This is a genomic window from Caldithrix sp. (assembly GCF_056497305.1).
Map to the genome: position 1 here is coordinate 1 of NZ_JBSMDE010000017.1, position 23,119 is coordinate 23,119.

The 23,119-nt window shown below is 45.4% G+C and carries 23 protein-coding genes; 11 read left to right on the top strand and 12 right to left on the bottom strand.

The features are described 5' to 3' along the window. Nucleotides 1-273 precede the first annotated feature (273 nt). From ACWB0I_RS01415 to metF, 3 genes are read right to left on the bottom strand one after another with little or no spacing between them, the layout of a single operon-like run. Nucleotides 274-1,008, bottom strand: a complete 735-nt coding sequence (locus ACWB0I_RS01415) for a ZIP family metal transporter (RefSeq protein WP_479386245.1) — start codon at nt 1,006-1,008, stop codon at nt 274-276. Continuing rightward, a complete protein-coding gene (locus tag ACWB0I_RS01420; RefSeq protein WP_479386246.1) occupies nt 1,005-1,580 on the bottom strand; it encodes a lysophospholipid acyltransferase family protein in 576 nt (191 codons plus the stop codon). The genes ACWB0I_RS01415 and ACWB0I_RS01420 overlap by 4 nt, the downstream gene beginning before the upstream one ends. Before the next feature lie 48 nt (nt 1,581-1,628). After that, nucleotides 1,629-2,582, bottom strand: a complete 954-nt coding sequence (gene metF, locus ACWB0I_RS01425; protein WP_479386247.1) for a methylenetetrahydrofolate reductase [NAD(P)H] — start codon at nt 2,580-2,582, stop codon at nt 1,629-1,631. A gap of 346 nt (nt 2,583-2,928) precedes the next feature. Between metF and ACWB0I_RS01430 the strand changes: the two genes are divergently transcribed. From ACWB0I_RS01430 to ACWB0I_RS01445, 4 genes are read left to right on the top strand one after another with little or no spacing between them, the layout of a single operon-like run. Continuing rightward, nucleotides 2,929-3,954 (top strand): isocitrate/isopropylmalate dehydrogenase family protein, encoded by a 1,026-nt coding sequence (locus ACWB0I_RS01430; RefSeq protein ID WP_479386248.1) that lies wholly within the window; start codon nt 2,929-2,931, stop codon nt 3,952-3,954. 20 nt (nt 3,955-3,974) lie between these two features. Then, nucleotides 3,975-4,982 (top strand): DHH family phosphoesterase, encoded by a 1,008-nt coding sequence (locus ACWB0I_RS01435; protein WP_479386249.1) that lies wholly within the window; start codon nt 3,975-3,977, stop codon nt 4,980-4,982. After that, nucleotides 4,979-6,142: a chorismate synthase gene (gene aroC, locus ACWB0I_RS01440; protein ID WP_479386250.1), complete on the top strand. Its 1,164-nt coding sequence runs from the start codon at nt 4,979-4,981 to the stop codon at nt 6,140-6,142. The genes ACWB0I_RS01435 and aroC overlap by 4 nt, the downstream gene beginning before the upstream one ends. 8 nt (nt 6,143-6,150) lie before the next feature. Beyond that, nucleotides 6,151-6,384 carry an Rdx family protein gene (locus tag ACWB0I_RS01445; protein WP_479386251.1) on the top strand — a complete coding sequence of 78 codons (234 nt, stop codon included), beginning with the start codon at nt 6,151-6,153 and terminating at the stop codon, nt 6,382-6,384. Nucleotides 6,385-6,839: 455 nt separating this feature from the next. On the opposite strand, the gene ACWB0I_RS01450 is transcribed toward ACWB0I_RS01445, so the two are convergent. The 7 genes from ACWB0I_RS01450 to ACWB0I_RS01480 form a co-directional block, all read right to left on the bottom strand. Beyond that, nucleotides 6,840-8,669 (bottom strand): tetratricopeptide repeat protein, encoded by a 1,830-nt coding sequence (locus tag ACWB0I_RS01450; protein WP_479386252.1) that lies wholly within the window; start codon nt 8,667-8,669, stop codon nt 6,840-6,842. A gap of 364 nt (nt 8,670-9,033) precedes the next feature. After that, on the bottom strand, nt 9,034-10,257 hold the full coding sequence (gene rodA / locus ACWB0I_RS01455) for a rod shape-determining protein RodA (RefSeq protein ID WP_479386253.1): 1,224 nt from the start codon (nt 10,255-10,257) through the stop codon (nt 9,034-9,036). Between the two features lies 1 nt (nt 10,258). Next, complete coding sequence (gene mrdA, locus ACWB0I_RS01460; protein WP_479386254.1) at nt 10,259-12,124, bottom strand: penicillin-binding protein 2; 1,866 nt, start codon at nt 12,122-12,124, stop codon at nt 10,259-10,261. Continuing rightward, the gene (gene mreD, locus ACWB0I_RS01465) at nt 12,121-12,612 is read right to left on the bottom strand and encodes a rod shape-determining protein MreD (protein WP_479386255.1); all 492 of its coding nucleotides are present in this window, start codon (nt 12,610-12,612) and stop codon (nt 12,121-12,123) included. The genes mrdA and mreD overlap by 4 nt, the downstream gene beginning before the upstream one ends. Beyond that, nucleotides 12,596-13,405: a rod shape-determining protein MreC gene (gene mreC, locus ACWB0I_RS01470; protein WP_479386256.1), complete on the bottom strand. Its 810-nt coding sequence runs from the start codon at nt 13,403-13,405 to the stop codon at nt 12,596-12,598. The genes mreD and mreC overlap by 17 nt, the downstream gene beginning before the upstream one ends. Before the next feature lie 33 nt (nt 13,406-13,438). After that, a complete protein-coding gene (locus tag ACWB0I_RS01475; RefSeq protein WP_479386257.1) occupies nt 13,439-14,473 on the bottom strand; it encodes a rod shape-determining protein in 1,035 nt (344 codons plus the stop codon). 254 nt (nt 14,474-14,727) lie between these two features. Beyond that, complete coding sequence (locus ACWB0I_RS01480; RefSeq protein ID WP_479386258.1) at nt 14,728-15,660, bottom strand: S66 peptidase family protein; 933 nt, start codon at nt 15,658-15,660, stop codon at nt 14,728-14,730. 273 nt (nt 15,661-15,933) lie between these two features. Between ACWB0I_RS01480 and ACWB0I_RS01485 the strand changes: the two genes are divergently transcribed. Further along, nucleotides 15,934-16,233, top strand: coding sequence for a hypothetical protein (locus ACWB0I_RS01485; protein ID WP_479386259.1), 300 nt, complete (start codon nt 15,934-15,936; stop codon nt 16,231-16,233). 4 nt (nt 16,234-16,237) lie between these two features. Here ACWB0I_RS01485 and ACWB0I_RS01490 read toward each other — a convergent pair whose 3' ends face one another. Then, nucleotides 16,238-16,408 carry a hypothetical protein gene (locus tag ACWB0I_RS01490; RefSeq protein ID WP_479386260.1) on the bottom strand — a complete coding sequence of 57 codons (171 nt, stop codon included), beginning with the start codon at nt 16,406-16,408 and terminating at the stop codon, nt 16,238-16,240. Nucleotides 16,409-16,665: 257 nt separating this feature from the next. Between ACWB0I_RS01490 and ACWB0I_RS01495 the strand changes: the two genes are divergently transcribed. Next, nucleotides 16,666-17,598, top strand: coding sequence for an endonuclease/exonuclease/phosphatase family protein (locus tag ACWB0I_RS01495; protein WP_479386261.1), 933 nt, complete (start codon nt 16,666-16,668; stop codon nt 17,596-17,598). Between the two features lie 752 nt (nt 17,599-18,350). On the opposite strand, the gene ACWB0I_RS01500 is transcribed toward ACWB0I_RS01495, so the two are convergent. Continuing rightward, on the bottom strand, nt 18,351-18,749 hold the full coding sequence (locus ACWB0I_RS01500) for a VanZ family protein (protein ID WP_479386262.1): 399 nt from the start codon (nt 18,747-18,749) through the stop codon (nt 18,351-18,353). 123 nt (nt 18,750-18,872) lie between these two features. Between ACWB0I_RS01500 and ACWB0I_RS01505 the strand changes: the two genes are divergently transcribed. The 5 genes from ACWB0I_RS01505 (at nt 18,873) to ACWB0I_RS01525 (ending at nt 22,975) form a co-directional block, all read left to right on the top strand. Beyond that, nucleotides 18,873-19,298 (top strand): ATP-binding protein, encoded by a 426-nt coding sequence (locus ACWB0I_RS01505; RefSeq protein ID WP_479386263.1) that lies wholly within the window; start codon nt 18,873-18,875, stop codon nt 19,296-19,298. Between the two features lie 197 nt (nt 19,299-19,495). Continuing rightward, entirely contained in the window at nt 19,496-20,611 is a 1,116-nt protein-coding gene (gene mnmA, locus ACWB0I_RS01510; RefSeq protein ID WP_479386264.1) for a tRNA 2-thiouridine(34) synthase MnmA, read from the top strand. A gap of 117 nt (nt 20,612-20,728) precedes the next feature. Continuing rightward, nucleotides 20,729-21,544, top strand: coding sequence for a 3-methyl-2-oxobutanoate hydroxymethyltransferase (gene panB, locus ACWB0I_RS01515; protein WP_479386265.1), 816 nt, complete (start codon nt 20,729-20,731; stop codon nt 21,542-21,544). Next, the gene (gene panC, locus ACWB0I_RS01520; protein ID WP_479386266.1) at nt 21,531-22,373 is read left to right on the top strand and encodes a pantoate--beta-alanine ligase; all 843 of its coding nucleotides are present in this window, start codon (nt 21,531-21,533) and stop codon (nt 22,371-22,373) included. The genes panB and panC overlap by 14 nt, the downstream gene beginning before the upstream one ends. A 134-nt stretch (nt 22,374-22,507) precedes the next feature. Continuing rightward, the gene (locus tag ACWB0I_RS01525) at nt 22,508-22,975 is read left to right on the top strand and encodes a hypothetical protein (RefSeq protein WP_479386267.1); all 468 of its coding nucleotides are present in this window, start codon (nt 22,508-22,510) and stop codon (nt 22,973-22,975) included. The last annotated feature ends 144 nt before the right edge of the window (nt 22,976-23,119 follow it).

The window sequence follows — 23,119 nt, forward strand, 5'->3', positions numbered from 1 at the left end:
GGCATGGACGACTATGTCAGCAAACCCATCGATCTGGAAGAGATTCAAACGGTTATTGCTTCCTGGGGCGAGAAAATTTTACAAAAGAAGAAAGCCTCGCCAGAAGCTTGATCGTTATCCGCCGGGCCGATCTGCCCTTAGACCATCTTGAACAAAATTTAGGGATTTTTGCTTAGATTTTGTTCAAGATGGGTTTACTGTTGAATAAGAATGGTTATCCCACTGTAAAGCCAATTCATTTTGAAGGCATTGCTTCCTAAAATCAGAAGAGACTCACCCCTCCAGCACGGCAACCAGCCAGATGATAAGCAACCCGCCAAAAAAAGAGACCAGTCTGGAAAAGCGGTCGTGGGAGTGCTGGTGTACTTCGGGCAGCAGATCATCTGACGCCACATGTAAAAAGGTGCCGGCAGAAAAGGCCGTTAAGGCGCCGATGGTTTTAATCGACGTTTGCTGTAAAAACAGATAAGTTAATAAAGCGCCCAGGGGCACCATAAGTGAAAAGGCAGTAAGGTAAAGAAATAATTTCTTATTAGAATAATTCTCTTTTAAAAACAGGCTGGTCAACGAGAGGGCAGCCGGCAATTTGTGCAAAATGATGGCTAGAAACACGATCAAACCTAAGCGAGGCACCAGTACGCCCGTACCCAGGGCAATGCCTGTGACCAAACTGTGTAAAGAAAGTCCCAGAAAGGCGGAGAGTCCTACCCGGTGATATTCACAATGCTCCGAGGGACAGGGGTGGGTCATAATGAATTTTTCTAAAATAAAGAGTAGTAAAAAACCGGCTAACACATAGCCCCCCAAGTGCGCACCTATCATTTCGGAAGCTTCGGGAATCATGTGTAAAAAGGCGGCTCCTAAAAGTACGCCGGCGCCGAGACTGATAAAATAATGCAAAATGCGGTGATTTTCTTTAAAGAAAAGAGGAATGATGCCCCCAATCCAGGCTGTCAGTACAATGCTGAGAGAATAAATCACCAATTCCAGAATTTGATGGTTGCTCATGAGTCTCTACCTTTCCTGTCCGCTTTTATTTTAATCTCGGACATATTTTCAGGATATTTCCCCTGAATGTTTCGATAGAATTGACGGATTGTTTTAATGTCTTTTTCAATATCTCCACTGGGCCAGATAAGTGGACCAAATCCGCCCTGTTTAGTTGCAAAATCTAAAAAGCCCAGTGCAATGGGCACTCCGGCGTTCAAAGCCATGTAATAAAAGCCGGTGCGCCAATATTCAGTCTTTCTACGCGTCCCCTCGGGAGAGAGAGTCAAAATCAGACGATCACTGTTAGCGAATAAATTGCGGCTATATTCGATAAAATTTTGGGATCGGCTGCGATTTACCGGTATAGCGCCACTCAGACGTAACAACCAGCTCAGAGGCCATTTAAACAGAGATTCTTTAGCCAGCCAATGTAAACGCAACCCCATGGAAGTGAAAATGAGCAGGCCGATAACCGCATCCCAGTTGGATGTATGTGGATAACCGATCATTACATATTTTTTTTCAGTGGGAATTTTGCCAACCGCCTGCCAGCCGATGAGTTTTAAAATGCGCTGACTTAAAAATTTCACGACCTTAAATATTAGTGAAGGTTTGGCTTGTTTTTGCATATCTGTGTTTTAAAAACCCAATTTTTTCATCAACATCTGAATGGGTCTTGAATTTTGCATGATGTAAAAGTGAATGGCCGGCACTTTCTTTTCTAACAGTTCGCTGACCTGTTTGTAAGCCCATTCCACCCCAATTTCCAGAACCTCCTCATTTTCATTGGCCTCTAAAACTGCGTCTGTCAGTTCGGGAGGCAGACTGATATGGAAGTTGGCCGGAATACTGGTTAATTGATTTTTGGAAGTTAAAATTTTTAACCCGGGAATGATCGGAGCGTCAATACCGGCCGCCCGACATTTTTCCAGAAAACGAAAATAATATTGATTATCATAAAACATCTGTGTCACCACATAATCGGCCCCGGCATCAACTTTCTTTTTTAATTGCTTGATGTCAAACTCAATATTGGGAGCGCTAATGTGTTTTTCCGGATAGGCGGCTACGCCAATGCAAAAATTGGATGATCGGGCGTCAATCAATTCTTCTTCCAGGTAAATACCCTGATTCATGTTGTTGATTTGCCGAACCAGGTCTACAGCGTAGCGGTTGATGCTCCGCCCATTGACCAGCGGCTTTTGATAGCTGTTTTCCTCTCCGCGTAAAGCCAGCACATTCTCAATTTCCAGATACTGCAAGTCGATTAAAAAATCTTCGGTTTCTTCGCGAGTGAAACCGTTGCACAATACGTGGGGTACGGCGTCAATATTGTATTTGTTCTGAATTAAAGCACAAATTCCCAGCGTGCCCGGCCTCTTACGTTTTACTTTGCGTTTAATGCCCTGAGGTGTCTCTTCGTAGGTCACTTCCGCAGCATGGCTGGTAATATCAATAAAAGGCGGATTAAATTTCGAAATATCGTCAACAACCTGTAACAAACTGCGGATATCTCCCCCCCGTTTCGGAGGAATAATCTCAAAGCTGATCAGTGTTTCATTAGCTTTGGCTAAATGCTCTACCACTTTCATGTTTTACTAATTCCTAAAATGAATATTTATAAGTGGGAGTAAATATAATTATTTTTTATTCCCTTGTCTAATTTTAGTTAGGAGATGAGCACAATTACACCGATATTATCTAAATTAATTTGGAGATTTGCTTCATTTTAAATACATTTATAAACTTTAACAAATTAAACATTGACGTATGTAACTCCAGGTTGATCTGAACAGGTTCTAATGATTGTGAATGTGCTGAGTACCCATCTCCCGAAATTTGTTTTAAGTAATGGTTAAGCTTCGGGGCACGGGGAATGAAACGCATCTATTTATGGTTTAAATTAAGATTAAATTGGCATAATAAAGGAATGGTAAAATGGCTCAAAAAGAAAAAGTCCACAAAATTACCTTAATTCCCGGAGATGGGATTGGCCCGGAAGTAACTTCGGCTGCTCGCAAAGTTCTGGCTGCTGCCGGGGTTGTCATTGACTGGGAAATCGTTGATGCCGGCGCTGGCGCCCTGCAAAAATATGGCACCACGCTGCCCGATGAAACCGTAGAATCCGTCAAAAGAAATAAGTTGGCTTTAAAGGGCCCATTAACTACACCCATTGGCGAAGGGTTTAAATCGGTCAATGTTCAATTGCGTAAGACCCTGGATCTGTATGCTAACATACGTCCCGTGCGTTCAGCCCTGGGGATCACTTTTCAGCACAAACCGATTGATCTGGTCATTTTTCGCGAAAACACAGAAGACCTTTACGCCGGTCTAGAGTATGAAATTGCTCCTGGTGTAGCGCAAAGTCTAAAAATTATCACCGAAAAGGCTTCCACGCGCATTGCCAGAGCTGCCTTTGAATGGGCCCGACAAAATAAACGCCAGATGGTACACGCCGTACACAAAGCCAATATTATGAAAAAAAGCGACGGCCTCTTTTTAGATAGCGTTCGACGCGTGGCTAAAGATTATCCGGAAATTGCTTACAAAGAGATTATTGTGGACAATTGCGCCATGCAGATGGTCATGCGACCGGAACAGTTTGATGTGGTAGTTTTAGGGAATCTCTATGGCGATATCATTTCTGACCTGGCCGCTGGTCTGGTTGGCGGGCTGGGCGTTGTACCCGGCGCCAATATCGGAGACGAGGTAGCCATTTTTGAATCGGTCCATGGCAGCGCGCCGGACATTGCAGGAAAAGGAGTGGCAAATCCCATTGCCACTATTCTTTCGGCAAATATGATGTTGCGCCACCTTGGAGAAAATAAAGCTGCGGATAAAATTCAGGCCGCCCTGGTGCTCTTTTTAGCAGAAAAGAAACATCTGACGCCCGATCTTGGCGGTCATGCTACTACCGATGAATTGGTGAATGGGCTGATCGAAAAGATCAAAATGTTACGTTAAAAAATCAGGATTTGGTGCAAATGGAGAAGCATCATCTGGCTTTTCAAAGATTAAAAGAGATTATTGATCAACATCAGCGATTTGTGCTGATCAGTCACATCTACACAGATGGCGATGCCCTGGGCTCGGTAATGGCTTTCTATCACTATTTAAAGGCGCTCAAAAAGGAGGTAAAGGCCATCATTCCCGGCCCTCTTCCCAGGCGTTATGAATTTTTACAGATAAAGAAAGCCATAAATAGCCATCCCAAAGCGCAGTTGGAACAGGCCATTGAACAGGCCGAAGTCATCTTAATTCTTGATATCAGCGCGCTGGAGCGCATGGATGAATGGTATCCTTTAGTAGTAAACACTAAAGCTAAAAAGATTTGCATCGATCATCATCCGGATATGTGTGAGCACATAGACCTAAAAATCATTGATGTGCAGCGCATTGCCACCTGTGAGATTATCTACGAATTTTTTGTGAATCAGCACATTGAAATCGATGAACAGATCGCTCTGGCGCTGTACACTGGCATCCTGAGCGATTCCGGCGGGTTCAGGTTTGAAGGAACCAGCGAGCGCACCTTGAAAATTGCCGCTGACCTGGCCCAAAAAAATATTGATCCGGCGCGCGTGTACAGTCAGGTTTATGAGTACAGCAACAAAAATCAACTCCGATTCTGGGGCCACGTTCTGGCCGGTTTACAATCCGATGGCATCATTGACTGGGCCGTTGTTCCCCACGCTACCCTCAAAAAATTTAATGTGAGCCTGGAAGAGTTAAACGGCTTGATCGACATCATCCGTAGAGACGCTACTGCGCAGATTTTTGCCATGTTTGTAGAAAAAGAAGATGGCCAGGTGATGGTTGGTCTGCGTTCCAAAAACGGTTTTGATGTCGGTAAACTGGCCCGTCTCTTTGGCGGTGGAGGCCATTTTCATGCGGCCGGCTTTTCTTCGGATCAGGCGCTGGACGAAGTAGTGGTTAAAACGCTAAGTAAAATTAAAAGCCTGCAAAAAGACTGGCCTGGAGAGAAATCATGAAAATCCGCTATCTGACAGCCGGAGAATCACACGGCCCGGCCCTGGCCGGCATTGTTGAAGGACTACCGGCCAATTTGCCGGTTGACCTGCAGCGCGTGAACCATGAATTGTTCCGCAGGCAGCAGGGCTACGGACGCGGCGGACGCATGAAGATGGAAAAAGATAAAATTGAAGTCTTGTCTGGAATTCGCTTTGGCAAAACTCTGGGCAGCCCAGTTGCCTTTATGTTAAGAAACAAAGATTGGGCTAACTGGACGGAGATCATGGCCCAGGATCAGGGCAAGCAGGAAAAGGTGATCACGCGCCCGCGTCCCGGGCATGCCGATTTGCCTGGCGCTTTGAAATACGATTTTGAAGACATGCGCAATGTGCTGGAACGATCCAGCGCACGGGAAACGGCCATGCGCGTGGCTGTCGGCGCCTTTTGCAAAGAGTTGCTCAACCATTTTAATATTCAGGTCTTCTCACACGTACTGCAAATCGGTCCGGTTAAAGCCGAATTTTCTAAAATAAAAGAAAAACTGCTCTCAGAGGATGTTAATCAATTGGCCGATGCTTCGCCTGTGCGTTGCCTTGATGAGACTGCTGCCGAAAAGATGATGGAATTCATTCGTCACACAAAACAGCAAGGTGATACGGCCGGAGGCATTATTCAGATTATTGTCAGAAATCTTCCGCCTGGCCTGGGAAGTCACGTCCACTGGGACCGCAAACTGGATGGGGCATTGGCTGGCGCGCTGATGTCCATTCAGGCCGTAAAGGGCGTGGAAATTGGGCTGGGATTTAGCGGCGCCGATTTGCCCGGCTCTCAATTTCATGATGAAATCTTTTTGCAAAACAACAAAATTGTGCGCAAGCGCAATAATGCCGGCGGCATCGAAGGGGGCATGAGCAACGGCCAGGATGTGGTGGCTCAGATTTTCATGAAACCCATTCCCACTTTAATGAAACCCCTGAATTCGGTAGATTTAAAAACCAAACAACCTTTTCTGGCCCACAAGGAGCGTAGCGATGTAACCGCTGTACCGGCCTGCGCGGTGGTGGCCGAGGCCGTGACTGCCCATGTGATGGCCAATGCCTTTTGTGAAAAGTTCGGAAATGACACGGTAAGCGATATGGAAGAGACTTTTCAAAATTACTTAAAGCGAATCAAACTTTAGGAGTAGTAATGAAGAAGGTTATTATCGAATATTGCGTTGTTTGAAACTACTATGACCGAGCTGCCAGTTTGGCGGCCAGGATTAAAGAAAAATTGGACAACGTAGAGATAGAGCTACAAAAGAGCAGCGGCGGCCGTTTTGAAATTTTTCTGGATGGCGAACAAATTTATTCCAAAATAGCTACCATGCGCTTTCCTGAGCCGGATGAAATTATTCAATTGTTAAAAGAGAGATTGAATTGATCCCGTTTGTTTAAAGACGACAAAGCCCCCGTACTTCCTTCAGAAGATGTAATGCAAAAGCGTGCGAAAATTTTTGTGCTGTGTGAGGTGGTAAAAAGGTTGAGTTGTTGAATTGTTTAATTGTTGAATGGCCTGTCCGGCTGGATAGCCGTCCAGACGGGCCTGTCTGGTTGTCTAGACGGGCCTGTACCAGAAAATCGGGGCGAGGGGGAGTTCAGACTACTATTGGACATCTCGAGCTGAAGCTCGAGTTACGTTGCGTTTGCGTGTTTTCCAATGGAAGGGATTCTCATAATGACGTGCCGGCACAAGCCTTCACCGCCTGGGCACAATTGGCCCCTTCGCAAAATAATTCGTAATTTTTAATTTAAATTGATTTTTTGAGCTCTCTGTGGTTGCTTTAATCCCAGCGCAGAAATGTTTTTGGTGGCGGCTATGCTGCCTTAGAATGCTCTTTACTGATCAATGGATTTCAGTAATTGTTTGGCTTCTTTATTCTGCGGATTAAAAGCCAGCACTCTGCGCGCCAGATTGGCCGCTTTTCCGTAATTGCCCTGGGCTTCAAACAGTTTGGCCAGCGTTAAATTGGCCTGCACATCGTTTGGATTGTTTTGCAAGGTCTCTTCCACTTCATTTCTAAACTTTTCCAGAATATTCAAATAACGGAATTTCGGACCCAGAGTTGGGTGTTTTACGATGTAGGCCGGATCTAAGTAAAATATTTTGCGATATTGCTCCAGAGCCAGGTCTTTTTTTCCGGTTTCCGTGTACAATTCTGCCAGCTTTAGATAAACACGAAGTAACGAATCATCCAGTGAAAGGACGAGAATGTAGTATTTTTCTGCCAGATCGTAGTTTTTCATTTCGTGATGGGTCAGGGCCAGGTTGAAAATAGCTTCTTTAAAATCCGGTTTGTATTTTACGGCATTAGTAAAAGCAATGGCCATATCCAGATAGACCTGCTTCTTTTTGATGGGATCCATCTTTAATACATTCCGATTATGGCGCTTTGGTTTGACCGAAATCAATTCTACAGATTCGCTGTTTTTGGTTTCCAGCAATTCCAGGAAGGCGGAAATTAATTCTTCGATTACCGCCTGTTTGTAAATGGTTAAGCCTTTTAAAAAATAGGCATAAGGATTATCTTCCTGAAGTTCGATGGATTTGTTCAGTTCATTTATAGCGCTGTAAAAGATTTGCGAGCGGTAATAGCAATCGCCCAGGCGCAGATGATATTCGTAATTATTGGGATTTAACTCAGCGGCCTGCCGGTAATATTCAATGGCTTTGCGAAAATTCTTTTTGTCGTAATACACGTTGCCCCATTCAAAAAAGGAAGGCGCAAAATCGGGGTTGATTTCCGTAGCTTTTTTCAATGATTTTTCGGCCTGGGTAAATTGTTTCTGTTTACGTAAAACGCGCCCGATGTAGTAATAGGCCTTGTAATCATTGGGATTCAACTCTTTTACGCGTTCAAAATCCTTTAATGCCAGGTCATATTTTCCCTGTTTTAAGTAAATAAGGCCCCGGCCATAGTAAGGCTTGGAAAAATTGGGCAAAGCTTTAATTACTTTGTTGAATTGTTCTAGCGCTTTGTTGTACTTTTCCGCATTAAAATAGACAATACCCAGGTTGTAATACGCCTCCCAGAAATCGGGGTCCTTTCGGATGGCCTGCCGAAAGAGCCCGGTCACTTTTTCGATGCGGGCGTTGGGCTGGTCATTTTCCATGTAAGCCTTAATAAAAGCTTCAAACGCCTGCACAGAATTGGTAAGCGTGAAAGACAAGAGCTGCTTCTCGGTGTTGCTTACCGGGATACCAGTCAGGGAAATCAACTGATTAATGACCTGATTTCCAAGATCAAAAAATTTATTGACCGGCTGCCTGAACTGATTGGATAAAATAGTTGTGCCGTTAAAGGCATTGCTAAATTGAACCTTTAGAGTAATAATGTTGTTTTCTACAAAAAAAGAGCCTGAGACTGTCATTTCAACCCGCGCATAGCGCCCAATGTGGTAAATCATGCGTTCGTCCAGCGGCGATTTGCCGAAGCCCACTTCATCCAACACTTTTTGCAATACCTTTTTTTCCGGCAGGTAAAAACCAGACAGTACACTCAACTTGTTCCTTAAATAATATTCCAGGCCAAAAGACATCCAGTTGTATTTCTGGTTTGGTTTTTCGTTAAAAAAAGGTAGTAGCGCTATTTTCCTCTTATCCTGAGCTAAAACAGAGCTCAAAAACAAAAAAACGATTAAACCGACATATGTTAATTTACGCAGCATTTTCTCCGTACATTCCTGATTTTCTATTATTTCAATGTATTGTTTTCGACCAGATTTAAAACATTTTTAATTTAGTTTTACAATTTCATTCTTTTTTACCAGTTCAAATGGTCGATTAAAATATTTCCTGCTACTTTAGCCCTGGCAGAAGGTTCCATCCCTCTTTTGTTTTTACAAAATCACTTCACCGGTTAAAAAAGTCAGCTCAAAACAGGGAAAGGCGCAATTATCAGGCCTTTAATAAATCGCTGTGCGATTTTCTGGTAAAATCATCCTTCCATTTTTTACCAGTTTCGTCTTGTTTTGCCGTTTTGTTAATGAATAAAGATAAAAAATAATTCTTTAAATTGCACATTTCTGTGCGCTAAACAGAAAATTTGTTCCTCGAAAAATTTAAAGCCAGACCAATGGCTGCACAGCTGGTCAATAAGAACGAGCCTCCGTAACTCAGAAAAGGCAGGGGCAGACCGGTGACCGGAGCAAAGCCAATGGTCATTCCAATATTTACGATGGTGTGAAAAGCCAGAATGGTCGTTAAGCCGCTTAAAACAAGACGTGAGTAATCGGATTTGACGGAATTGGTCAGCCAGATTAGATAAATGAAGAGAAACAAATAGATCAACAATACCGTCACTATTCCGAAAAATCCCCATTCTTCTCCCAGAACAGAAAAGATAAAATCGGTGTGGTGCGCCGGTAAAAAGTTTAACTGCGACTGCGATCCCTGTAAAAATCCTTTGCCCCAAATTCCCCCGGAACCGATGGCGATTTTACTTTGAATAATCTGATAACCAGCGCCCTGTGGGTCATTCTCTGGTTTTAAAAAGGTTAAAATGCGTTTTTGCTGGTAGGCTTTCAGCGAACCCCACAAAAGAGGTGTAATGTAACCGATGAACAGGTTCTGAACAATGACCAGCGCTTTTAAATAGAATTTCCGTCTGGTAAAGGCCAGAATGAGTGCGATAATAACCAGCCAGCCAACAAAGGTGTACGTATTGAAAGCCGCTAACATGGTAATCATCGGCGGCAGCAGGACGAACAGTACAAACCAGGAAACGCCTGCAATGTAAAGCATGGGTACGATCAGGGCCAGGAAGACCAGAGAAGTACCCAAGTCGGGTTGTTTAACAATCAGGGCAAAAGGCAAAAGCACCAGCACAAAGACAACCAATAAGTGCCTAAACTGATCCACCACGCGGTTATTGGTGGAAAGGTAACGGGCCACAGCCATTACGGTAGCGATCTTTGCAAACTCCGATGGTTGCAGGCGCACAGGGCCCAGTTTAAGCCAGCGTTCTGCTCCAAAGCCTTTCACACCGGCAAATAAAACGGCAATCAAACTGAGCAAAGCCAGAATGTACAGAAAATAGCTGTTTTTCATGATTAGCTTAAACGGTAAAAAATTAATAACAAGCATCAGGGCCAATCCCAGAAAAGCGTACATGAGCTGTCTGCTAAAATACCCCTGATTTTCAGCCGAATAGTAGGTGGCGCTAAAGATGGTCAGTAAACCAATGACCATTAACAGTAGAGTGGGCCCCAGGATGAACCAGTCTATTTCCCTGTAAAATTTGTTTAAAAGTGCCATGTTAGTGAATCTCCGGAACTCTGAGTATGGGAATGGGAGCCAGGCTATCAATGGGTAGCGGATTAATGCCTTGCTCGACATTTAAGGTGTCTTTTTTAACCACCGGCCTGGGAATAAGTTTATTGTAAAAGTACATTTCCAGAAATTTACGGGCTATGGGTGCTGCCACTCCACCGCCGCTCCCTCCGTTTTCCACAATGACAGCGATGGCTACTTCCGGATGGGAATAGGGCGCAAAGGCCATAAACCAGGCATGGGGATCGCCGTGGGGATTTTGGGATGTGCCGGTTTTGCCGGCCATGTCGATGCCGGGTACTTTGCCCAGCCAGCCTGTGCCGCCATTAACGACGCGATGCATCCCTTCGCGCACAATATCAAAGACCTCGGCTGAGATGCCCTGTACCACTTTGGAACGGGAGGGAAAGTAAATGGTCTTGTGTGTCTGGTAGTTGTAAAGGTGATCGATTAAATGCGGGCGATGGTACACGCCACGATTGGCCAGAATCATTGCAAACTGCGCAATCTGTAAAGGAGTGGTCAACAGCTCGCCCTGCCCGATGGCCAGATTAGCCAGATTACCCTTGGTCCAGCCATTTTTACCGTAGATTCGATTAAAATATTCTACAGTAGGCACCAGCCCGGCATTTTCGTTTGGCAGATCAATATTGGTTTTTTGCCCGAAGCCCAGAAGCTTGCTGTATTTGGACCAGGTTTCCAGGCCAATTTTTAATCCCAACTGGTAAAAGTACACGTTACAACTGTTCTTAATTGCACCGTACAAATCCAGTTGTCCGTGTCCCTTAGGATTCCAACAGCGGATGATTTTGCGGCCCAGACGAAAATAGCCGGGACAATACGCTTTCCAGGAGGGCGTAATGATGCTCTCTTGCAGGGCGGCAATGGCTGCTACAATTTTGTAGGTCGAACCGGGTGGGTAAGCGCTTTGTATGGAGCGACTGTACAGAGGATGGGCTTCGTTTTCGATGAGTGCGCGCCATACCCTGGCATCGATCTTACCGCTCAGGTCCCGAATGTTGTAATCTGGCTTACTCACCAGGGCCAGGATGCTCCCATTGCGTACGTCGATGGCCACCAGCGAGCCCCGTTTGTCGGCCATCAAATCTTCGGCAAACTTTTGCAGATCATAATTGAGAGTCAGGTAGAGATCACTGCCATGAATGGGCGGTACATTGAGTTGTGGGTCGTAATCGCCTAAAATCTTGCCCGAAGCATCCACGCGCACGTAACGTACGCCTTTAACGCCTCTCAGTTCAATATCGTAATAGCGTTCCAGGCCGGTCTTGCCGATCATATCGCCCGGTTCATAACGGGCATCGCGCTTCTGTTCCTGCTCATTAACTTCGCCAATGTAGCCGAAAATATGGGGCGAATTAATGCCCGGTGGGTAGTAGCGCTTAAAATCGAGAATCAGATCAAAGCCCGGTAAAAAATATTGATTTTCTTCCAATAAGATTCGGGTGAAATCATCGATATCGCGGCGAATAATGGTCGGTTTAAAGCGCGGGCTCTTTTTTAATTTACGTTCAATGTCTTTAACGTCTATCTTCAAATATCGGGCCAGCGACTCGATGGTACTGTGTGGCGTGTGGGCTTTAATCAATGCCGCTGAAAAGGAGGGCCGGTTGTCAACTAAAATTTTCCCGTTTCGGTCCAGAATTAATCCGCGTACCGGATTCAGTTTGATTTGCCGGATGAGGTTGTGTAGCGAAATATCCAGGTAGTATTGACGATGCAGCACCTGCAGATTGAAAAAACCGGCCAGCAACACTAAAAATCCGGCGGTGAGTACCGTTGAAAAAATGAAAGCTCTTTTTGACCGTTGATGCGATGTAGTAAAATACCTCATGGCTCTTCGCTCAGATAGCGTTTTAAAAAGGTATTGATAATAATTAAACTGATCAGAGTGTAAATGGCGTTTGGCAGAGCGCGATTAATAATCATGACCGACAAATTGAGTTCAGCCCTGATGCCCAAAAGGCTGTAGAAGATGAGTTCATGAATGAGAATGAACAGCACAAACCATAAATCCATGAACAGGCCTTTGATGTTCTGACCATGGAATTTGCCTACCAGATAACCAACCAGCGCTTTGGGAAAGGCAGACATGCCAACCGGCATGCCGGTAAGCGCATCCTGAATCAACCCCAAAACAAAGCCGGCGGTGCTACCGCGAATAACGCCAAAACGTTTGGCCAGCAACAACACAATGCACAACACCAATTCGGGCTGCCAGATATGAATGCGAATTAAGGGCACAATTAAAGCCTGGGCCAATATGGCCGGCAGACCAAAAAGAAGAAGCAGCACTAAAAAGTATTTATTTTCCTGGTTCATCTAAATGGGGCTCCATTTCAATGATGAAAACTTCTTCCAGCGCATTAAAGTCTACGCTGGGTTGAACCAGCACATTCTGAAACATCTCATTGGGCCGTTTTTCAACCGAGACCACTACGCCTACTTTGATCCCCGGAGGATAGATCTGGCTTAAACCCGAAGTAAATAAAATATCGCCTTCCACCACTTCAATGGTGTTGGGAATGTAGTTTAAGCGCAGGCCATTTTCACCATCCCAGCTGACAACGCCCACTTCTCTGTTGCGCTGAATGCGTACGCTGACCCGCGCATTGGGATCGAGCAGGATTTGACAAAGCGCAAACGGTTTGCTGACCTCCACCACGCGACCTACCAGGCCCTCGGCAGTAATAACGGCTGCTCCTTTGTGTTTGGGGGCAATATTGTTAGCAATGATGCGAAAACCGGTCACAATTTCCTGGGGGCTGTAGCCAATAACTTTGGCTGGTATTAAGTTATACTTAAATTGAAAGCGGATGTTTAGCAATTTCTTGAGGCGCAGATTTTCTAAAAGCGCTTCCTGCAGCTGGAAATTTTTAAAGGAGAGAAGGGTATTCTGGCGGCGCAGTTCACGATTCTTTTCGTAAAGGTTAAAGTAGTCACGAAAAACAACCACCGTTGCTTCCAGTCGACCAACCGTTTGCAGAGAAAAATGCCGCAGGCCCTTTACCATTGCCTTGTCGCTGGTGGTCATGAATAAGAAAGAGAGCAGCAGATAAACAAACAGAATCAGGCCTTCTCTGTACCGAATAAAAAATGCACTAAAAATATTCACAGAAAATCAATCAATGGTTAAAAAATTCCCACCTTAAAACGTACGTTTCTGACGCATTAACACTTTTTCGTATTGTTCAGGAGCGTCCAGTATTTTCCCGCAACCACGGGCCACACAGGTCAGCGGATCGTCGGCCACGTGAATGGCCATCGAGGTTTCTTCACGCAGACGGATGTCCAGATTTTTTAGCAGGGCTCCACCGCCAGTCAGAATTATTCCACGATCCAGAATGTCGGAGGCCAGTTCAGGGGGCGTGCGTTCCAGAGAAAGCTTGACCGCTTCAATGATGGCGGTGATGGCATCGTTCAGGGCTTCGCGAATCTCAACCGAACTCACCTCAATGGTTTTAGGAATACCGTTGATTAAATCACGGCCTTTGACTTCCGTGGTTACTTCTTCTTCTAATGGTGCGGCGGAACCGATGGTACATTTGATGTCTTCCGCCGTTTTTTCACCGATTAAAAGGTTGTGATTCTTTTTGAAATGCTGAATGATGGCCTGGTTCATTTCATCGCCAGCAATGCGAATGGACGTGTGAGTCACAATACCACTCAGGGAGATGACGGCGATTTCCGAGGTCCCGCCTCCAATGTCCACAATCATGTTGCCAACCGGTTCATCAATATCCAGGCCCACGCCGATGGCCGAAGCCATGGCCTCGGCAACCAGATCTACCTGCCGGGCGCCGGCTCGTTCCGCCGCGTCGCGAACCGCACGTTTTTCGACTTCCGTAATCCCGGACGGTACACAAACCAGAATCTTGCCCAGCATCATACGGTTTACATTGGCTTTTTTGATGAATTCGCGGATCATGATTTCATTGGCTTCAAAATCGGCTATCACGCCATCTTTCAAAGGGCGGATGGTCACAATGTCCTGGTGGGTGCGTCCGAGCATTTGCCGTGCTTCGTTACCCACGGCAACAACATGATCGCTGTCTTCGCCCAGGGCAATAACCGATGGCTCGTTGACCACAATGCCTTTGCCTTTAACATAGATGAGTGTGTTGGCTGTCCCCAGATCTATTCCAATATCTGTAGAAAAAAAGTCAAAAAATGAAAAACCCATTGGAAGCTCCCTGCTTCATTATTTCAGACGTCTTTAAACTGAACTGACCGGAATGAGATCGTTTCCGGCCCCCACCATTCGAAATAGAGACTAAAATGACCAAACTTCGTTAAGGAATAAACAATCCTCTACAGACTACAGTCGTTCCAGCCCCGGTTTCAAGATTACTAATTTCTTAAAAAGATTAAAGTTACTAAAAACACTGAATACAAGCAAACTAATCATTGACTGCTATCGACAAAATTTGTCAATTCTTAACTTTTGTAAAATGGGTTTTGTAGTTTTAATGTTTTTTGTTTGCCATCCAGCCAGGCCTGTACACCGATGGGCATTGTAAATTTGCGGAAGCCATGCCCATAGGGAAAGTTGTAAATAACCGGATAGGGCCGATTGGAAAAGTAATCTTTCAGAACGATCTCTAAAGGGATGTGCTTTCTGCTTTCGTTTTCATCCACGCAATCCAGAAACTGACCGAGAATGAGTCCGGCGATTTGATCAAATAAACCGGCCTGCTTTAACTGGGCCAGATAACGATCGATTTTGTATGGCGCTTCTCCCACATCTTCTAAGAAGAGAATGGCGCCTTCCAGGTTGGGCATGAATGGTGTACCCAATTGATGGGCGATCATGGAAAGGCAGCCGCCAATGATCGGCCCGCTGGCCTGGCCCGGGCTCCAGATTTCAACTGCTTCTGCATGGAAGTCAAATTTGTACTCGGCATGGGGATTTAAAATTTGTTGCCAGAAATGGCGTTCAGTAAAATGATCCATATTCCCGGCCATTTCTACAGCAACCATTGGTCCGGAGAACGAAGGCAATCCAGCTTTTTGCAACAGGGCCAGTTGCAGGGTGGTAATGTCGGAATAGCCAATCAGAGGTTTGGGGTTTCGGGCTATGCGCTGGTAATCCAGTTGATCCAGCAAACGTAAAGAGCCCCAGCCGCCCCGCGCACAAACAATCATGTCGACTTGCGGATCAAAGAAAAACATTTCCAGATCCTGCACGCGTACGGCATCGCTTCCGCTAAAATAGAGATGGCGGGCTGTAAGACTCTGACCGCGTTTGACCTTAAAGCCGCGGGAGATAAGATACTGAATCCCCTCTTCAATTTTTTGCGGATTGGCCGGAAAGGCGGGAGCCAGCACGCCAATGGTGCCGTTCTGTTTAACCGGTAAAAGCGATGGCATTACAAGTCCTTTTTTTATTTTTTAAGATAAAAGCAACTTTCATTTAAATCCACTGTTTTTTGGGGGAGCTGTTGGGCTTTTTATCAGCTGGGCACATTCACTAAATCCATTTCCTGGAAAAGGTCACGACAAGAATGTTTCTTTGAACTTTGCTGGTAGAAGTTAATGACACCAGCCGCCAATGAATTGGCCGGTTAGAAGGTATGTTCAATAAATATGTAACCTGTTCAATGAAATCCAATCTAAAGCAAAAAGAAAAAACGGAGATGCAACATGGAACAGCTTTTAAGGAAAGCTAAAAAGGCTAAATACGTGGTGGTTACGCCGCAAGATGTACAGGAATTGTTAACCCATTGCCGGCTTATCGTAGAACATGACACCATGGTTTCGGACAAAATTCGTTTATTTTTGTGCTCTGAAACCTACCTGGTTCAGGAAAAATCGGACAAAGGTGAGTTTTTGCTGCGCGCTTTTGACACGGAGCTTCAGGCCAGGGATTTCATTATGAGCCGCATGAAGGTGTACGAAGATATGTGGGATGGCTGCGGTTGTAAAGTTTATTATTACGAGTAGGAGTTCAGGACATCATGCCAATATGGTGATTGATTACCTGTTTAATCACTTCTTCAATACTTAGTTGTTGCTGCGTTACCGGTTTTGGCTCGCTTTTGGCGGTTTTCTGTGTGGCCATAAATTTTTTATCGCTCTGAGGAAGTTGTTCTTTTTTTACTTTCAATTGGGCTACCATCGATGCCTCCCTTTGAGTTTCAAATTGGATTTGAAAAACTTTTAAATTTCAGGGATACAGAACATTCCCAATCCAATGTTTTGGGCAGTCCTTTGACCGTCCCCTGCTTTCTCCTATCTTCGGAATAAGGCATGAAAAGTAAAGGGCGATCTCTAAAAAAAGGCTCTTTTTGAGGCCTTGCTCACAAAAGAGAAAAGTTGTTTTTGTGGTTGAATAATATGTAAATTCACTTTTAACACAAAAATTTAAGGAACGTTATGAAGGGTTTTTTGTTATTGACCTTTACAGTGCTCATTTTCTGGAACTGTAATCGGCGGATTGTGGATGATGGGCAGCAAAATAATTCACCAGACAGTACAGCGCTGGTGGAGCGGGTAGGGCAGAGTGATCGATTTGAAATTGTGACCTGGAATATTGAAAATTTTCCCAAAGCCGGAACGCAAACCGTGAAAGATGTGGCTCAAATCATTAAAGACCTGGATGTTGATCTGATTGGGGTTCAGGAAATTGCCAGCATCCGATCCTTTAACGAGCTGTTGGATCAACTTTCCGGCTGGCAGGGGGTGCTCTCTTCAGACACCTACGGAAATGGCAATTATCAAAAGACCGGAATTTTGTACAAAACCGATTTTATTTCGGTCTCTGCGGTAAAAAATATTTTTGAGAACGATGGTTATGCCTTTCCACGTCCACCGCTGGAGGCTTACGTGGAAATTAAAGACTCAGAGGGGGTAAAGTTCAATTTTAATATCATTGTTCTGCATCTTAAAGCCAGCGGTGGAAGTGAAAATGAGGCGCGGCGCAAAGAGGCTGTAAAAGACCTGGCCCAGTTTGTGCACAACGAAATCGACGCCGGGGCTGACCCTGATTTTGTGGTGCTTGGTGACTGGAATGATGTGTTAACCGATCCTGAAACCAGCAATGTCTTTCTGCCCATGCTCAACGATCCGCAAACCTTTTTGTTTTTAACTCAGGGTTTAACCAATCAATTTTCTTACATTTCCAATACCTTTAAAAGTTTGATCGATCATATTATGATTACCAGCGATGCCAGAACAGAATATGGACAGGGAGAATGTAAGGTGCTCTATCTGGATCAGCAATATTTTTCATATCCGAACAATGTGTCAGACCATCGGCCTGTCATGGCCCGTTTTCAGGGATTTACATTGAAGCTCAGCGCAAATTAGACTAAGGCAGCAGAGCCGTAACCAAAAAACTTCTTTAAAAAATGACTGGCCACTGCCCCGGAAACCTTTAACTCTTACACTCATATACTCTTAACTTTACTCCTCCAACAGCAGAAGTCATTTCACCAATTAGCCCTCACCTCCTCGATCCCCCTCTCCCAGAAAAAAATCTGGGAGAGGGGGAAGACCTGTGTGGGAAATTTTCTTAATTGTCTGGCAGCTACAGCCGGTTGAAGCGAAGCGGAAATCCCGATTTTCGGGTACAGGCCCGTCTGGACAACCGGACTGGCCCGCCAGTCTGGCAAGGCGCAGCCTGACAGGTCTGGACAGCCGGACAGGCCCGTCTGGCCACCGGACAGGCCATTCAACAATTAAACAATTCAACAACTCAACCTTTTTACTTCCTCACACAGCACAAGAATTTTCGCAGGCTAAAGTATTAAATGTTTTGAAAAAAGTATTCTATTACACTCTTAACTCTTACACCCATACACTTTTCCACGCTTGTGTCTGCTAGTTGAGGTCTCGAGCTGAAGCTCGAGTTACGTTTGCTTAGGAATTGTTTGCCAGTGAAAGGGATTCCGACCCCGCTGAAGCGGGGTCGGAATGACCCTCGGTACGGTCCTTCGCCTTTCAGGGCACTACTTGCCCTTTCACAAAATAATTCGTAATTCGTAATTTTTAATTTCTAATTTTTAATTAAAATTGTTCTTTTGCCTGTCCGGCCGTAAGACGGGCGCCCTTTGCGGTTTTTAAAGGTTGCGCTCTGTTTCCTTAGAGGTTAAAGGTTTCTGTTTACGAAGGAAAAGAAAAACAAAATAAACAATTCCCAGAATATCAGCCAGCAGGTCTAAAGCATCGGCATCGCGGTTCATGGTCAACGCCTGATGTGCTTCGTCGCTGATGGCAAACAGAATGGCCGCTATGAGGGCTATTTTTACGCGCCTTTTTTTGATCCAGGGATGGGGCTCCAGGGTCATGCCACGCATCAGCAGCCAGCCTAAAATACCAAAGATCAAAAAATGAACCAGTTTATCTTCGATCTGAAGACCTAGCGGCGGTAGAGTAAAGCCGCTTAAAGAAGACTGGATGGTAATCAAAATCATCAACAAAAGCCAGGGTAAATGGGCATTGAGACGTTCTCCGGTCATAAGCTTCCACCTCATGTAGTGAACTAAGCAGAAAACCTAACAAGCCCTTTCCAAAAAAGCAATTTCTTTTGACATCCTTGGCTGTCGTATCTAAATTGTCTTTTTAGAAAAGAGGGATTTTGAATGGGAATTTTGAAAAAGGGAAAATATCGCATCGTTTTTCCAAGCCACATCAAATATTTACCAGAGGCCGAAAGCCTGACCTGCAAAATCAGTAAAGAATTATCGTTTGATCAGGACGCCCGCGATGATCTGTCCATTGCGATTACAGAACTGTTTAATAATGCCTTGCACCACGGCAACAAGAACGATGCGTCAAAAAATATTACCATTACCTTTACGGCCGTTTCCGACGGCCTGCAGATTTCTGTACGCGATGAAGGGAGCGGTTTTAGCCCCGAGAAAATCAAAAATCCTCTGGAAGATGAAAATATTTTAAAAACCAGCGGTCGAGGTCTCTTTTTAGTGGAACAGTTGGTTGATAAAATACGTTACAAGGTTTCGCCGGAAGGCACGGAAGTGATCGTCTTCAAAAAGTTTAAAAAATAGATGAGTCCCGTTTAAATGCTGCGAATTTCACGCATCGATGGCCTGTACTTTCAACAGAATACATTGCTGATCTGGTAGTGAAATTCGGCGGCCATATCTTTTTAGAGTGGACTCCTAAATAGTTCTTTATTTTAATGGGCCGGTATTGATTCCATCAAGATGAATAAAGTTGTGATAAAAATGAGGTTTTTAGATAGATGAGTCAAAATAAAACGGTTGTGGTTGCCATGAGCGGCGGGGTTGACAGCTCTGTGGCCGCTTTGTTGCTAAAGGAGCAGGGCTACAACTGTATTGGCATCACCATGAAGCTCTGGGATTATGAATTGGTGGGCGGCAATGTAAACCATGAAAGCGGTTGCTGTTCACTGGATTCCATCAATGATGCCCGCCAGGTGTGCGCTAAGCTGGGTATTCCCCATTATGTGCTCAATTTCAGCCGCGAATTTCATGAGAGTGTGGTGGACAATTTCATCAGCGAGTATCTGGAAGGCCGAACGCCCAATCCCTGCGTGCTTTGCAATACAAAGATCAAGTGGCAGACCTTAATCGAACGCGCCAGTCAGCTGGGCGCCGATTACATTGCCACCGGACATTATGCCCGCGTGCGCTTTAATGAACAAACAGGTCGTTACGAGCTGTGGCAGGGTAAGTACAAGCAGAAGGATCAATCTTACGCCTTGTGGGGCATTAAGCAGTCCAGTCTGGCCAGAACTCTGTTTCCGCTTGGAGAATTGACCAAGCCACAGGTGCGGGATCTGGCCGAACAATACAGTTTGAAGACGGCTGCCAAAAAGGAGAGCATGGAAATTTGTTTTGTGCCGGACAACGATTACCGACGCTTTTTAACGCAGGCCGTAAACGGGCTGGAGGAAAAACTACAGGGCGGCGAACTGGTAACGGTCGAGGGCAAGAAGGTGGGCCAGCACAAGGGCTATCCCTTCTTTACCATCGGGCAGCGCCGGGGATTGGGCCAGGGGTTTGGTAAGCCCATGTACGTCATCGAAACAGACGCCAGACATAATCGGGTGGTCATTGGTGAAGAGAAGTACCTGTTTTCCAGGGAGTTTATTGCCAGATCCGTGAATTTTGTGAGCGTAGAAAATGCCAATGGGGGGCTGCGTGGGCAGGTTAAAATACGCTACAAATCACCGGCTGCTCCGGCGACTATTTACACACTTGATGAAGATCGGGTAAAGGTGGTTTTTGATGAGCCGCAAAAGGCGGTTACTCCAGGCCAATCTGCCGTTTTTTACGATGGTGAAAAAGTTCTGGGCGGCGGTATCATCGAATCGTTTGTCAAAGCCAAGCTCTGAGGCAGCGGTCAGCAAGGAAGAAGCCCGCTGTAGTGATGTTCTCGATATTTGTTTGCCCCTGATTTTTGAACTTTGTAATTTACCGTTGATGGTAAAAAGGATTTGAGGGTGGGGGCCATGTCATTGCAAAAAGAAGTTAAGAGAATTACCGTTCCTGTGATTAAACGCCTGAAGGAACAGGGCGAGCCCATTGCCATGCTAACGGCTTATGATACCTTGATGGCAGAAATTCTGGATCAGAGCGGCGTTGATATTATTCTGGTGGGAGATTCGGGTGGCATGGTTATGGCCGGGCACGAAAATACGCTGTCAGTGACTATGGATGAGATGCTGCATTATGTTAAAGCGGTACGCCGAGGGGTGAATCGGGCTTTGCTGGTGGCCGACATGCCTTTTTTGAGTTACCAGGTTAGCCTGGAGGAAGGCGTGCGCAATGCCGGACGCTTTTTGCAGAAAGGAGGCGCCGAGGCGGTTAAAATTGAAGGGGGCAAAACGGTGCTGCCCCTGGTTGAGCGTCTTGTCCAAATCGGCATTCCGGTCATGGGACATTTAGGCCTCACGCCCCAATCGGTTCATCTGTTTGGCGGGTACGGGGTTCAGGGCAAGGAAGCCAAAATGGCCGAAACATTGAAAGAAGACGCCGTGTTGCTGGAAAAAGCCGGCGTCTTTTCCATCGTTCTGGAAAAAATGCCTGCTAATCTGGCCCGGGAGATCAGCGAAAGCCTGAACATTCCAACCATTGGAATTGGAGCCGGAAAATTCTGCGATGGGCAGGTTCTGGTAAGCCACGATATGTTAGGGCTTTACGAAAAATTCAAACCTAAATTTGTCCGCCGATACGCCGAATTGGGCAAAACAATGCTGGAGGCCTTTATTAACTACGTACAGGATGTTAAACAAAGAGATTTCCCGGATGACCATGAAAGTTATTAAGACCATTCCGGAAATGCGGGCCTGGACCAGGGCCATGAAAGCCCGGGGCGAAACCATCGGCTTTGTGCCGACCATGGGTTTTTTGCATGAAGGTCATTTGAGCTTGATCCGCCAGGCTAAAAAACGGGCCAGTCGGGTGGTGGTAAGCATTTACGTGAATCCCACACAATTTGGGCCCAACGAGGATTTTGAAAAATATCCCCGCGATTTTGAGCGGGACGAGCGGCTCTGTCTGGCCGAAGGGGTTGATGCTGTGTTCTATCCGGATGATCGCGAAATGTATGCTCCGCTGCACAAGACCTATGTGATCACCGAAGATTTAAGCCAGGTGTTGTGTGGCCAGTCGCGCCCCACGCATTTTCGCGGTGTGACCACCATTGTGGCCAAACTATTTAACATTGTCCAGCCCGATCTGGCTGTGTTCGGTCAAAAAGACGCACAACAGGCCATTATCATCAGGCGCATGACCGAAGACCTGAACTTTCCGGTAGAGATCGTTGTGGCCCCGATTGTGCGGGAAAAAGACGGTCTGGCCATGAGCTCGCGCAACAAATATTTGAGCCCGCAGCAAAGGAAAGAAGCAACCGTACTCTACCGCAGTTTAAAATGGGCGGAAGAAGCCTTTCGGAAAGGCAACCACAATCTGGAAGCCATCAAAGCGCAAATGCGCCAGATGATTAACACTGAATCTTCAGGGAGGATCGATTACATTGAGGCTGTGGATGCCGAAACCCTCGGCCAGCCAAAAGCAGGTGAACGTCCTGTTTTACTGGCCCTGGCTGTCTATTTTGAACCGGCCCGTTTGATCGATAACACCATCCTGAGTTAAACCGTTGCTCGAGCAGATAGAGTTTATTTTTTCTTGCCTTTTGCTTATGGAACTTTTATTTTTTAGGGAAACAAATCCGGCAAATCAGAGTTCAATTATCTGATTTGAAATGGAAATAACATTGGGGGTTGACCATGACTAACAAACGATTCTTTGTTGGCTCTTTATTAATGGTATTGATTTTTTCATTCCCCTTATGGGCTCAATTTCGACACCAGCCAACCAAACCGAACATTGCATCTGTTTTAACCAATCCACAAGCGGCTCTGTTTGGAGGAATCTTAAATCCCAATAAACTGCAAATGCACCACACGGTGTCCATGTCTTTTGGTAGCTGGGCCGGTCAAAGCATGATGTTGAGCAGTTATTTAAATACGATTGATTACCAGATATCCGAAAAACTGTGGTTGCGGGCCAATATTGGCATCATGTCATCCCCTTACAACACGTTTGGTCAGGGCTTCTTTTTAAATAAACCGCAGTTTTTTGGCGGAGCTCAGTTACACTATCAGATTTCGGAAAACAGTAAGATTTCGCTGGAATTTAACAGCTCGCCTTTTTACCGTCCGGTGTTGGGAGAGTTTTCCCAATTTGGTTATTAAGCCACAAAAAGGTGTTCAAAAAGACAGGAGGCAAACCAGATTTTATCCATCCTGATTCCAGTTTTTTATGGAACCATTCTCCTTCGACCTGCCTTGTGGCAAACTCTTTTTGCGCCGGAATATTTTGAAATCTGGGGGCTGCCA

Excerpts from the sequence above, each read along its gene's own strand:
- ACWB0I_RS01415 (WP_479386245.1), bottom strand. The coding sequence starts at position 1,008 with ATGAGCAACCATCAAATTCTGGAATTGGTGATTTATTCTCTCAGCATT.
- mnmA (WP_479386264.1), top strand. The coding sequence starts at position 19,496 with ATGAGTCAAAATAAAACGGTTGTGGTTGCCATGAGCGGCGGGGTTGAC.
- ACWB0I_RS01505 (WP_479386263.1), top strand. The coding sequence starts at position 18,873 with ATGGGAATTTTGAAAAAGGGAAAATATCGCATCGTTTTTCCAAGCCAC.
- ACWB0I_RS01485 (WP_479386259.1), top strand. The coding sequence starts at position 15,934 with ATGGAACAGCTTTTAAGGAAAGCTAAAAAGGCTAAATACGTGGTGGTT.
- ACWB0I_RS01430 (WP_479386248.1), top strand. The coding sequence starts at position 2,929 with ATGGCTCAAAAAGAAAAAGTCCACAAAATTACCTTAATTCCCGGAGAT.
- ACWB0I_RS01490 (WP_479386260.1), bottom strand. The coding sequence starts at position 16,408 with ATGGTAGCCCAATTGAAAGTAAAAAAAGAACAACTTCCTCAGAGCGAT.
- ACWB0I_RS01500 (WP_479386262.1), bottom strand. The coding sequence starts at position 18,749 with ATGACCGGAGAACGTCTCAATGCCCATTTACCCTGGCTTTTGTTGATG.
- ACWB0I_RS01495 (WP_479386261.1), top strand. The coding sequence starts at position 16,666 with ATGAAGGGTTTTTTGTTATTGACCTTTACAGTGCTCATTTTCTGGAAC.
- ACWB0I_RS01450 (WP_479386252.1), bottom strand. The coding sequence starts at position 8,669 with ATGCTGCGTAAATTAACATATGTCGGTTTAATCGTTTTTTTGTTTTTG.
- mreD (WP_479386255.1), bottom strand. The coding sequence starts at position 12,612 with ATGAACCAGGAAAATAAATACTTTTTAGTGCTGCTTCTTCTTTTTGGT.
- panC (WP_479386266.1), top strand. The coding sequence starts at position 21,531 with ATGAAAGTTATTAAGACCATTCCGGAAATGCGGGCCTGGACCAGGGCC.
- ACWB0I_RS01525 (WP_479386267.1), top strand. The coding sequence starts at position 22,508 with ATGACTAACAAACGATTCTTTGTTGGCTCTTTATTAATGGTATTGATT.
- panB (WP_479386265.1), top strand. The coding sequence starts at position 20,729 with ATGTCATTGCAAAAAGAAGTTAAGAGAATTACCGTTCCTGTGATTAAA.
- ACWB0I_RS01475 (WP_479386257.1), bottom strand. The coding sequence starts at position 14,473 with ATGGGTTTTTCATTTTTTGACTTTTTTTCTACAGATATTGGAATAGAT.
- ACWB0I_RS01480 (WP_479386258.1), bottom strand. The coding sequence starts at position 15,660 with ATGCCATCGCTTTTACCGGTTAAACAGAACGGCACCATTGGCGTGCTG.
- rodA (WP_479386253.1), bottom strand. The coding sequence starts at position 10,257 with ATGGCACTTTTAAACAAATTTTACAGGGAAATAGACTGGTTCATCCTG.
- ACWB0I_RS01435 (WP_479386249.1), top strand. The coding sequence starts at position 3,975 with ATGGAGAAGCATCATCTGGCTTTTCAAAGATTAAAAGAGATTATTGAT.
- aroC (WP_479386250.1), top strand. The coding sequence starts at position 4,979 with ATGAAAATCCGCTATCTGACAGCCGGAGAATCACACGGCCCGGCCCTG.
- mrdA (WP_479386254.1), bottom strand. The coding sequence starts at position 12,124 with ATGAGGTATTTTACTACATCGCATCAACGGTCAAAAAGAGCTTTCATT.
- metF (WP_479386247.1), bottom strand. The coding sequence starts at position 2,582 with ATGAAAGTGGTAGAGCATTTAGCCAAAGCTAATGAAACACTGATCAGC.